General features: G+C 42.6%; 9 protein-coding genes. 8 read left to right on the top strand and 1 reads right to left on the bottom strand.

Annotated features, from left to right (window positions below):
* From HP439_RS14695 to putP, 8 genes are all read left to right on the top strand, one after another.
* A partial coding sequence (locus tag HP439_RS14695) for a LamG-like jellyroll fold domain-containing protein (protein WP_172391094.1) occupies positions 1-1323 on the top strand: 1323 nt, incomplete at its 5' end.
* A gap of 22 nt (positions 1324-1345) precedes the next feature.
* Entirely contained in the window at positions 1346-3364 is a 2019-nt protein-coding gene (locus tag HP439_RS14690) for a M60 family metallopeptidase (RefSeq protein ID WP_246229378.1), read from the top strand.
* A 12-nt stretch (positions 3365-3376) separates the two neighbouring features.
* Entirely contained in the window at positions 3377-5128 is a 1752-nt protein-coding gene (locus tag HP439_RS14685) for a LamG-like jellyroll fold domain-containing protein (RefSeq protein WP_172391092.1), read from the top strand.
* Positions 5129-5134: 6 nt separating this feature from the next.
* A complete protein-coding gene (locus HP439_RS14680) occupies positions 5135-6277 on the top strand; it encodes a discoidin domain-containing protein (RefSeq protein WP_172391091.1) in 1143 nt (380 codons plus the stop codon).
* A 308-nt stretch (positions 6278-6585) separates the two neighbouring features.
* On the top strand, positions 6586-7293 hold the full coding sequence (locus tag HP439_RS14675; RefSeq protein WP_172391090.1) for a hypothetical protein: 708 nt from the start codon (positions 6586-6588) through the stop codon (positions 7291-7293).
* Between the two features lie 76 nt (positions 7294-7369).
* A complete protein-coding gene (locus tag HP439_RS14670; RefSeq protein ID WP_172391089.1) occupies positions 7370-8149 on the top strand; it encodes a ZIP family metal transporter in 780 nt (259 codons plus the stop codon).
* 79 nt (positions 8150-8228) lie between these two features.
* Complete coding sequence (locus HP439_RS14665; protein WP_172391088.1) at positions 8229-8927, top strand: DUF4625 domain-containing protein; 699 nt, start codon at positions 8229-8231, stop codon at positions 8925-8927.
* Between the two features lie 471 nt (positions 8928-9398).
* The gene (putP, locus tag HP439_RS14660; RefSeq protein ID WP_172391087.1) at positions 9399-10904 is read left to right on the top strand and encodes a sodium/proline symporter PutP; all 1506 of its coding nucleotides are present in this window, start codon (positions 9399-9401) and stop codon (positions 10902-10904) included.
* Positions 10905-11039: 135 nt separating this feature from the next.
* Here the strand turns inward: putP and HP439_RS19800 are convergent, their stop codons facing one another.
* On the bottom strand, positions 11040-11381 hold the full coding sequence (locus tag HP439_RS19800) for a four-helix bundle copper-binding protein (RefSeq protein WP_484592848.1): 342 nt from the start codon (positions 11379-11381) through the stop codon (positions 11040-11042).
* Positions 11382-11737: the final 356 nt, after the last annotated feature.

Below are 11737 nucleotides of genomic sequence, written 5' to 3'. Positions count from 1 at the left end.
TCTACCAAAGAGTTGACTACAGCGGCTTTTACGTCCTCTGAAGAACTCTTGCAATTAGCTACCGATGCCGACATAAAAGAGAGCTCCTCCGGTGATGATGCGGCGACGCTCTCGGCGGCGCTCGGGGAGGTGTCCAGCGGAGAATCTGATTTGATTTTCGTGCAGTTTGATGATGTTGAGCAAGCGGGGCAAGCGAGTTCTTACGAATCCGATGATGCCGCCTATAGGGCTGCAATCACTGAGGTCGATGCAAAAATAGGGAAGCTGGTAACAGCATTGGAAGCAAGAGAAAATTATCCGAACGAAAGCTGGTTAGTCATTATTAGCTCCAATAAAGGGGGACCTGCAAAAAGCGTCGAGGTGGACAATACCGTATATGGTGATCACTCACGTAACACATTTACATTGATTTATTCTCCGAAGTTTTCTCCGCGAGTGTTAGCCCGTCCGAACTCGAGGGAAATACCATTTGTAGGAAATGCCGTTCGTTATACCTATGGAGCTACGCGGGTAAATGCCATATTGGATGATGCCTCTGCCTTTAATTTCGGCACAGATAAAGATTTTACAATCACACTATTCATAAAATCCAATATTGCCGGTGGAAACTGGAACTACCCGATTTTCCTTGCAAAACGCGTTCGAGGATTTACCGGAAGTGGCTGGAACATGTTTGGTGAAGTACGTAACGGTAATATGGCTTGGGGTTTTAATTCTAGTATTGGCGGGCAGGTCTTCGGCTCAGCGATTAATGACGGAGGATGGCATTCCGTATCTATTGTGGTCAGCCGTTCGGGTGGGGCGGATTCCATCAAAGCATTTACCGACGGCGTTTTTAATCAAGCGACAACGGCAAATGGCAACAATTTGAATAATGATGCTGCGCTCTCCATTGGAAAATGGGATGGGAACGACAATAGCTCGCCGGATTTTACAATTGCCAATCTTCAAGTGTACAATACAGCTTTCAGCAACGCAGAGATCGCAAGCCTTGCCGGTATTGCCCGTGTAGACCAGACGCATCCCAAATATGGGAATCTTTTGGGTTACTGGCCGGCATATGATGATGTGGGGACAGCCAAGCTAACGGAGCAATCGGGTAAGTCCACAGATATGCGGTTGACTGGACCATACGGATGGATGAGTTTTTCGGATGTGGTGAGTCATTTTCGCCCGCCGATTTCGTACGCCTACTACCGCTCGGTACTAAACTCTGTGGATGTCCCATTTACTATTTACAAGTGGATCGGAGTCACAACTCCACCGGTGTGGAATCTTGACGGAAAAACCTGGACACCAAGCTATATTGAGATTCGCAACTGATAAACCTTTAAATGAAAACAATATGAAACTAATATATAGATATAGCTGCTTGACGATTATTTCCTTACTAGTATTTGCTAGTTGCGGAAAGTACGGATATGACTTCGAGAATGGCTATGGGCAAGGGGACTCGACGGGATCACCAATAGCAGGCGACACGACGCTGTTTGTAGCCGATAAGAGTCTTTACCCGCGAGCTCGAATATTCCCTGGACTTGCTGGTGAGAATGTTCCACGTATTACCGATACCACGGTAACACTTAATTTGAATTTCGAATATAGTTCTGCAAACGACCGTATGGTTAATGTCGTACCACAGTCTATATTCAGTACTGGATTATATGCACCGGCGGGCGAACTAATCCGTGTGATAGTCCCTAGTGGAGTATTGGGGTTAACCATGCAGATTGGAGTACATACGGACAACTTAACGGGTAAGACGCCACTGCGACGCGACGCGATAATTTATACAGTGAAAGAACTTTTTCCCGGCGTAAACTATGTAAGAAATCTTTACGGGGGCACTGTATGGATACGTCCGAATATTTCCCGAGATACTCCAGTGGATCTGGTAATTACAGGCGCCGTGCGCGCCTCGGATTTTGTCCTGGGTAAAACCGATGTTAACAAATGGATAGCCGATGTTCAGGCGAACGATGTTCCGTGGCTCGAGCTTCGTTCTAAGCATGTTACCTTTAATGTGCCCCGGACGGGAATTATATCATTTATTCAGGAAGGTAAGCTTCGAGATATTGATCAGGTTATGCAGGAATGGGATCAGATCTACGAGAAAGATTACTACGACTGGATGGGCTTGACGCCTGATGCTACGGAGCTAAAAAACAAGTATCCTAATCTGCCAGAACGTGGCGTCCTTGACATTCAACCTTCTGCAGGCTATGGTCATAGTGGTAATCCATGGGTTGCCCAAAATGATAGACAATGGCTGGATGAATGGATCAATCTAAACACGATCCGCACAGGCAAGAGCTGGGGTACCTACCACGAGATAGGTCACAATTATCAACAGGTAGGAACCTGGAGCTGGAACGGTTTGGGTGAGACCACAAATAATTTATTTGTATTCAAAGGGCTTCACCGAAACGGTGTCCGTAAAGTAGGAGATGCGCACCCTGCGCTGAAAGGAGCATTCGAGAAAGCATTAGCATACGCCTCGAGCTCTGCTATTAAAGACCAAATATCTGACGCGCAAGCCAATGGCGATGATGCTCCATTTTTTAAACTCGTTCCTTTCTTGCAAATATTTAATAAAGCGACAGGAAAACGGGGTGAATCCGGATGGGATTTTATGCCCTATATTTACAATAAAGCACGAAACATAGACTATGCCTTTGGCGTGGATGAAGCAAAGCGCGACTTTTTTTACCGGATGCTATGTGAGTTTACCGGAAAAGATTATGCACGTTTTTGTCAGGCTTGGGGGATCGTTATTAGTGGCATCGCCCGCAAAGAAATGGCCGCGAAATATCCACCAATGGAACACATCATTTGGCAATATAGTCCACTAACGGATACTGGTGGCGACGATCCACTGCCACCGAAAGTCGATCTTTTCAATACGGCATGGACTATTCTTGACAAAAGCACGGAAGAGCCTACCGGCGAAGGACCTCCGAATGGACAAGCGATCAGCATTATAGATGGTCAGGTCGGAACTTTTTGGCACTCGCAGTGGTCTGCTGCGACCGCCGTTTTGCCGCACAGCATTACGTTCGATTTTAATACTGTGGAGAGCGTGAAAGGGTTTTATCTTGTTCCGCGTCAAGGTAATTCGGGGCAGCGTCCAAAAGATATTGAAGTACATATCAGTGACGATAATGTTACATACACTAAATTAACCGATGACGATTTAATGTCGGGATATTCCTTCCAGATGCCTAATACAGACGAAAGAAAAGAGTTTAGATTAAAAACTTTAGATCAGATACGATACGTGAAAATTTATTTTAGGAACACCAATCATAACGGCTCAGGCCATCACGCGATTGCGGAATTCGGTGCGTTCTATGACGTTGATTAAAGAGAATAAATTATGAAAATTAATATTGTTAATAAACTCGCCTGCTGGATGTTTGTCGCTATAGCAACAATCTCGGTAAGCTCTTGTACAAAATACGCTAATCCAGATTCTGTATTTGAAGAATACGAGTTGCCTGAAGATACGACCATCATGCGGCGAAAAGTACTTGTTATCGCGGTAGATGGGCTTGTCGGAGCTGAATTAAAAAAGGAGGTTCCCAAAAATATTGCGGGACTACTTGAGCATGCCAAATACTCGTTCGAATCCATCGCAGACGAGAACACGACTGATGCAGCGTCATGGGCGAGCCTGATGACAGGAGTGGGGTCATCGCTCCACCATATTACGACAAATTCTTTCCTTCCTACGCCGGATCCAGACCATCCGCATGACGAAGAAGCGTATTTTCCGTCCGTCTTTTACCGAGTCAGTGAGCAGGCGCCGCGTCTTTCTACTCTAGCTGTGACCCAAGAACCTGGTTTAGCAAATATCATGTTGATGGATGCTGGTGAAACCGCCTTAGTAACGAATGATCAGGCTGCAGCCGATAAAATCGTCAAAGAAGTTTCTCAAGGTGATCCTGATTTTATGCTGGTGCAATTTACTTCGGTATTAAAAGCGGGAACTGCTTCGTCCTTTTCTTATGAAAGTAAGGAGTATAAGGCGGCAGTCAATGCAGTCGATAATCATGTTGGTGTAATAGTAGCAGCTGTTCAAGAGCGCCCGAGTTTCGACAGGGAAGAGTGGTTAATTGTTTTAACTTCGAATCACGGAGGCATCGGAAATAGTTATGGAGGCCCAAGTTTCCAAGAACGTAACACGGTAACAATCTTCAATCATAAAAACTTCGTTTCTCAGGAGCTTAAGGCGGACGTTTTCGTTGCTCCGCGTTTTTTTGGATATGACGTAAATGATCCGTTAACACAAAATGCAATGCGAGGCCGTAACACGGTCGTTCCGCAGGAAGAGATTCAATATAATATTGCTAATACTGGAGAGATAACGATAGAAGCGAAGATTAAAGTAAATAAGAATGCTTCGGGAAATTATTCCTATAGTTATCCGCCGTTTCTTAGTAAAACGAACGCACGTACAGGTTCAACTAACGGTTGGTCTCTTTTTCGCGCTGGTAATAATGTTAACTTTTGGGTGGCAGATGGTGGTGTCAGTATGGAGATTTCAGGAGGACCCGTTGCGGTCGATGAAGAATGGGCACACATAACGGGGATTTTTACCCGTGTTGAAGGAGTTCCGACTGTGAAACTTTATGTAAACGGAACACAGGTGGCGACTAAGGCGGAACCAACGATGAATGTCGGATCGATAGAATCATTAAGTGCCCTCACATTTGGGTTTCAACAGGAAGTCTTCTCTACCAACTATTTGGATCAATATATGTCCGATGTTCATATCTGGAATGTTGCTCTTTCGGATGAGGAGGTCGTTGCAAATGCACGTAGTGTGGGTATCGCTGCGAATCATCCCCGGATAGCTAACCTCGTGGGATATTGGCCGCTCGATGATGGCGGGGATGTTTTTCAAAACAAAGTTGAAGGTATGCCTGATATCCCAGTTTGGGGAAAGGCTTCCTATGATGTATTTGCAAGTAACCTACCGCATATTGCTCCTGAAAACGCTATTCTTTTTAAGAGCCGTGACTTGATGCCACAGGTATTATATTGGCTTAATATTGATGTGCGCGATAACTGGGGCATTGAAGGTCAAAATTACTTAAAGAACTTTGAGATAGAATTTTTGAAATAACGATATATGACAATGAGATTTTGTAAAATTATATTATTAGGAGTGATTTTCTTGGGAAGTATTTCCAGTTGTAAAGAGGATACGCTTGTTTTCCCTGAGCAGATACAGGAGCAAGAAGAGGACGGGGATCTAGTACTTGCCGGACCTTCTAATGTCAAGGTTACAGGAACATTCGATATGAAATTTCGTGTCGATTGGCAGGGTGTTAGCGATAGAGTTTCAAAAGCGACGATAACCTACCAAGAAAATGGGCAGGCTAAAAAGATAGAAGTCACCGATTTTAGTACGGACTTTTTTATACAGATGGCCGAAGAACGGGAGTATACATTTGAACTTCAGTATGAAGGATTGGATGGTACGTTATCGAAGGTTGTCAGCAGAACGGCGATCAACAAAGGATCCTTTGTGGACTATGTAGTTGAGAATTTTGAGCTTTCAAAGGAATTTAATAAGCTACGTATCGCCTGGCAAAATGAGGCGAACATCGCAGTTGACGCAAAAGCAATATACACGCTCGGGGAAAAGACATATACCATGTCTTTGGAAGATACTAAGGCCTCCTTTGATACGTTGGAAACTATTGGTCTTACCGCTGGAGTTGTAGGGTTTAAACTGGAATTTATTGATGAGAAAGGCCGCAAGGCAATCAAAGACACAACTTTTAATCTTCAGGAAACCAAGTATACAACAGCGCAGGACAAATCAATTTGGATATCGGTTGCATCGAATCAAAATAGTGCTGCAAATGGTGCCAGCATGCTTATAGACGGAATCGTTGACAGCGATAATCATTGGCATACCGATTGGTATCCAGAGGTGACAAGACCGGAAACTGTTTTTCCGCATGAAGTGGAACTTACTCTTGGTGAGATGATTGTGGTAGACGGTTTTACGCTTTACAACAGGACGGGTGGATCAGATAACGGCGTAAAAACGTTTGACGTTTACGTTAGAGAGAAGTACGAGGACGAATATGAAAAAGTGGCCACAGATCTTGTTCAAGTTAAAGAGAAAGGCGCGAATAAAAGTTTCTCAATCCCGTCCACTAAGCCTGCTAAAATGATAAAGTTTGTATTTAAAGATGCGTATGGTACCAATACGCAATTCGCCCACTTAGCCGAAATTGATATAAACGGTATTTTAGAATAAAAGTTTTTAAATAGCTAAAAATTAAGAGGGGTCATTTACATACTAGATGGCCCTTCTTGGTAGTTATTTGTTGACTGTTTCTGTTTCAGCTAGAATCATTTTTTTAAAATACTACACGCATGGTAGAGGGTACCATCATAATGAAATGTTTTTTATGTAGATACAAAATGCAACTATGTTGCGTTTGATGTTATTTTTTTTATATTTGCATCGTTGAAAGAAAAGCCGCATTAAATACGATCGCCGTATTTCTTGGTTCGGGTTTTGGAATTTCAGAACGAGAACAATCAAACAAAAAACATAATAACATGAAAAAAAACAATTTTTTACTTGCAGGATCTGCTATTTTGAGTCTTATTATCCTTTCTTTTTCATCTTGTAGCAATGATGATGATCCTATCGAGCCGGTGCGGGAGGGGATCAAGCGCTCGGAGTTGATCTTGACTGAAGTGACCGGCGAATCGGTAGAAGCGCATGGTGATCATTTTCATGGACTTGACGGCGGGCTTGAAGGAGAATCAATTGTCATTTCTTTTAATGAAAACGGGGAAGCGAAGCAGAACGGGCACCTTCATTTAAACGCTGAGGTGGCATATAAAATCGAACTTAAAGCCTGGAACTACGAGGACGAAGAGGTGCAAAATGAAATTGTCGCCGATAAAGCAACGGCCGATCAGTATAAAGCATTTCTTATAGGTGGAGACTTTATCTTGAACTCGAATTCTGCGACTGAAAGTGGAGCGATATTCCAGCCTAGAGAAAGTAAATATGGGGACGGCGCGGAAGTTGCTGGAAAATACGAAGTGACTGGTATACTTTCATATTTCATCGTGGGGCACGATAATCAAGGCGCTACTAAAGCCGTGAAATACGTTTTGCGAAAATTAGATTCTGGTGTTAAAGAAAAGATCGAGCGTACCGATTGGAATCGAGCTGATTACGCTGAGGTTTTTCCCGGAGAGAACGTTCTGGAGTTAAATTTTGAAATTCACGCCGAAGATGGTCACGATCATTAGTTAGCGAACACCGCCGCAGGCACCTTGCGTTGGGCCTGTGGCTATTTTATACATTGTTTTTCCATAACCTTGCCAAATGAATTCTATCATCGTTATTAGCATCTTATTTTTTTCGGCTTTTGTTAGTGGTCTTGCTGTGCTTTTTGTTAAAAAGGATAGTTCCACATTTCTTAAGCTTACTCTTTCGTTTAGCGGGGCATACCTCTTTGGTTTGACCGTATTACATCTGATGCCTCACGTATACCACAGCGCCGGTCAGAATATCGATACAATAGGGCTTTATATATTGGGCGGATTTCTGTTTCAACTTTTTTTAGAACACTTCTCACAGGGTGTAGAGCACGGACATATACATACTAATGAAACACAAGGTGCCTTTCCGGTAGCTATCTTGATAAGTTTATGTCTTCACGGATTCTTAGAAGGAATGCCGCTTGTTGGACTGAATCAAGGACAACTGGTTTTTGGGATCGCTCTACATCACATTCCGGCAGCTTTCGCCTTGGGAAGCCTACTGATAGCTGCAAGAGTATCTAGAACCACTTTATTGTTGTGTATTGTAGGATTTGCCTTAGCCACACCCTTGGGGTATCTGGCTAGTAAGGGGATTAGCGAAAATGCGATTGGGAATATCGCTCAATATTTCGATAGGATGATGGCCGTTGTTATCGGGATTTTTCTTCACGTGTCCACTACAATATTATTCGAATCCGGTTCGCCTGACCATCATACATTTAACAAGAAAAAGATGATTGCGGTAATAATAGGGGTTCTACTTTCTCTCTCCACGTTGTTTATTGGGGATCATGATCATAGTCATCATGAACACCATCATCAGCATCACCACGCGCATTAGATTCGAATCGTGGTGAGATATGTTTAGCTCGCAAAATGAGAATAAATCTTTTGTTTAACAATAGTATAAATCCAATCTAATGAAATTTTCCATTTGTATCCTAATTTCGAAAATCTGTTTATTTTCGTCGCTCCTTCTTGTAGGATGTCAGGGTTCCTCAGAGCCGGTAAATGATTTGACGATCGGCTTAGAAGGCGAAAACCAGGGCTATCTAGGCCAAACTCTCCCATGGAATTTTTCGGTGGGTTCAGTGGATCATATAGAACAAATCATTTTGAACATTTTACCTGTAGAAGGTGAGGGTTGGACTTTTACAAAAACCTACGAACGGCAAAATTTTAACGAAGATAGAACTATTCATGACGCCATCCAGATTCCAGATGAAGCAAAGGTTGGTAATTATAGATTTGAATTACAGTTGTTATCGGGAGGGAAAAGAATCTACAGTAAGGATACTGAGCTTACACTAAAAGTTGATAGCTCCATACCTTATATATCTGCCCTTGATGTTGGTGTTAACTCCGACGGAAGTGACCTCCATCTTGAGACCGATTTGTCAGCACCTCAAGGGATCGAATCCGTTACTGTAAATATTCATGGCGAGGGAGTTATGAAGAGTTTTACGTTTGATTCTCCCCGCTTGAAAGGGACAATAACCAATAATTTCCATGAACATATTGACGTGCAGGAAATGCCAAAAGGAGAATATAAAGTGATACTGACCGTTAGGGACGGCAAGGGTAAACAAGCAGACGCAAGTGGATCGTTTAAAAAATAACCTGAAGCAATCGTTTTTTTTATATCCTTGCAAGACAGATGTTTACATCCGCCTCGAGCGAGTTGTTTTCAATTAGGTGGTGCTCGTCGCTAAGACTGTTCCGCGGGCTTAAAAAAATCAAGGTAGCAAAGCGACGAATTTACCGTTAAGATATAGAGTATATCTATGCATGTTTTATCTGTTATCCAATCTTCCTATATATCATTGGTCCGGAACGTCTGTTTTAATTTTTTTTATACCTTTGCTCGCGTCGCTTGCACTACATGTAGTTGTGAATAAGGAATGTGGTGGTGTGCAGGGTGCTTATTTAAAACGTTCTACCGTTGATAGATTATCAAAGAAGCCTAAAGGCTGCCCAGCTTTGTTTCTATTCACGTCTAATTTTTTTCGGAATGGGTTCCCCATACAGCCTTCATCGCATTGTTTCCTTAGCGGTCTGTATTGTTTAGAAAAAATTGAAAACTATTGCCCATGAATGTTTATGAGTTAATTTCCATTGGACTGTATGTTATAATAATGATTATGATAGGTGTTTATGGATACCGAAAATCGACCAATAATTCCGAAGAATTTTTAATTGGGGGACGCAAGATGGGACCGTTCGTAACGGCACTTTCCGCGGGCGCTTCCGATATGAGCGGTTGGCTACTGATGGGACTTCCAGGTGCCATTTATACGCTGGGGCTCTCAGCCTCATGGCTCGCTATCGGACTGACGATCGGAGCTTTTTTTAACTATCTGATCGTAGCCCCACGACTACGGGTTTATACAGAGGTAGCCAATAACGCGATAACGTTGCCTGTATTCTTTGAGAACCGATTTCGCGACAAATCACAACTGCTGAAACTCGTCTCATCGGTACTAGTGTTAGTGTTCTTTACATTATATACCTCTGCTGGTATGGTTTCAGGAGGAAGGCTATTCGAATCCGCATTTGGGATGGATTATAATATAGGGCTCTGGGTGACCTCGCTGGTAGTGGTGTTTTATACTTTTATTGGGGGATTCATGGCTGTTAGTATTACCGACGCCGTGCAAGGTACTATCATGGTTATCGCCTTATTGCTGATACCCACTGTCGTTGTTTTTCAATTTGGGAGTGTTGGTGAAACTATTAATGTTATATCAGCGAAGGATATCGCTTATATGGATATGCTTCGCGGAACAACGGCGATTTCGATAGTTTCATTATTAGCTTGGGGGCTTGGGTATTTTGGACAACCACATATTCTGGTTCGGTTTATGGCGATTGATAGCGTAAAAGACATAAAAAAAGCAAGACGCGTGGGAATGATATGGATGATTGGAACAGTTTTAGGGGCATTGTTTCTCGGTTTTTTTGGTATTGCTTACTTGCAACGGTTTGACACCGAAACAATGTTAAAATTTGATAATTCGCGTGAGTTATCCGAGACAATTTTTATATACTTGTCAAAGGCGCTTTTCCACCCGCTTATTGGTGGATTTCTTCTTTCTGCTATTTTAGCCGCAGTAATGAGTACGATATCTTCGCAACTGCTGGTAACCTCGAGTTCTATGACCGAGGACATTTATAAAACATTCTTTAATAAACATGCAAATCCAAAGAATATGCTCATCATGAGTAGATTATCGGTACTAGCTGTTGCCGTCGTCGCATTCGTGCTGGCGCTGAATCCCCAAGAGAGCATCCTTGGGCTAGTAGGTAACGCGTGGGCCGGTTTCGGGGCTGCTTTTGGTCCCTTAGTCATTCTTTCATTGCTATGGAAACGTATGACGGTAGCGGGAGCTCTGTCCGGGATGCTTGTGGGAGGTGCAACGGTATTAATTTGGATTTATGTACCTCATAATTACAAGGAAGTATACGAGATTATTCCAGGGTTTCTATTAAGCTTTTTAACTACGGTATTGGTTTCACTGGTGAGTAAACCGGTGTCAAAAGATGTAGAACAGGAATTTGAAAAGGTGCAGATAGAATTGGCTGACCAAAACAAGTAGTAAAGTCAGTTAACTTTCGCGGGGAATCGCCCACCGCAAAGAATAGATTCTGCTGGGTTGAAAGAAGATTTTGGTCTTATTCTTCAACGTAGACTAGGAACTATTTGCCGTTATCCTATAAGCGGTGATGTGTCTCTAAGCAGCTATCATTTCTTTGCACGCTGCGCTACAAGCCCGGCAGGTTTCAGCGCATATGCGACAATGTTCCATCCCCATACTGGCGTGTTTTTCGCACTCGGCAGCACAGCGTTCGCATATTTCTGCGCACATTTTGCAAATGTCGGGTGTGACTTGCCCGTCGATAGTCATTACTTTGAAAGCAGCGTCACAAATTATAGCACATTCCATATTCAGCTGGATACACGTCTTTAGATGTTCCAAATCTTTCTCTTGTAAACAAGCTGTTATACATTGGTTACAGGTTGCAACACATTCGCTACAGGCTTCTATACATTGCTGATATTTTTTATCAATCATAATATTCATCCTCTTAGTTTACATAAAAACGGACGAGTCCATAAATTGTTCAAATTGATTTCATATTGGCACTAATCTATCTTGTTTTTTTTCATAGCATAGCTTTAACAAGCATTGCCAAAGAGGGTAACCTTGGCCGGATATGACTATGTCGGTTACTTTGGTAGGAGAGCTTAACTGGACTTAACCCAGAATCTTACCCCTAGAAAGAAGTACGATCGAGGAATCTGTCAATTTTTGTAGTCACTTTAATACCATCTACAGCTTCTTGTATTCAAAAAAATAAAAAAATTAATAATTAGGATAAATTGTTACCTAACAGAGTGTTGAGGACAGCCTATTGCCGAAGACTGTTG

The sequence above is a fragment of the Sphingobacterium shayense genome (assembly GCF_013179575.1).
In the GTDB taxonomy this organism is placed as follows: domain Bacteria; phylum Bacteroidota; class Bacteroidia; order Sphingobacteriales; family Sphingobacteriaceae; genus Sphingobacterium; species Sphingobacterium shayense.
Note: the sequence above shows the minus strand (reverse complement) of the source record. Positions and strands in the feature narration are given on the sequence as shown.

Coding starts and splice junctions, on each gene's coding strand:
- HP439_RS14690 (WP_246229378.1), top strand. CDS start 1,346: ATGAAACTAATATATAGATATAGCTGCTTGACGATTATTTCCTTACTA.
- HP439_RS14680 (WP_172391091.1), top strand. CDS start 5,135: ATGACAATGAGATTTTGTAAAATTATATTATTAGGAGTGATTTTCTTG.
- HP439_RS19800 (WP_484592848.1), bottom strand. CDS start 11,381: ATGATTGATAAAAAATATCAGCAATGTATAGAAGCCTGTAGCGAATGT.
- HP439_RS14670 (WP_172391089.1), top strand. CDS start 7,370: ATGAATTCTATCATCGTTATTAGCATCTTATTTTTTTCGGCTTTTGTT.
- HP439_RS14665 (WP_172391088.1), top strand. CDS start 8,229: ATGAAATTTTCCATTTGTATCCTAATTTCGAAAATCTGTTTATTTTCG.
- HP439_RS14675 (WP_172391090.1), top strand. CDS start 6,586: ATGAAAAAAAACAATTTTTTACTTGCAGGATCTGCTATTTTGAGTCTT.
- HP439_RS14685 (WP_172391092.1), top strand. CDS start 3,377: ATGAAAATTAATATTGTTAATAAACTCGCCTGCTGGATGTTTGTCGCT.
- putP (WP_172391087.1), top strand. CDS start 9,399: ATGAATGTTTATGAGTTAATTTCCATTGGACTGTATGTTATAATAATG.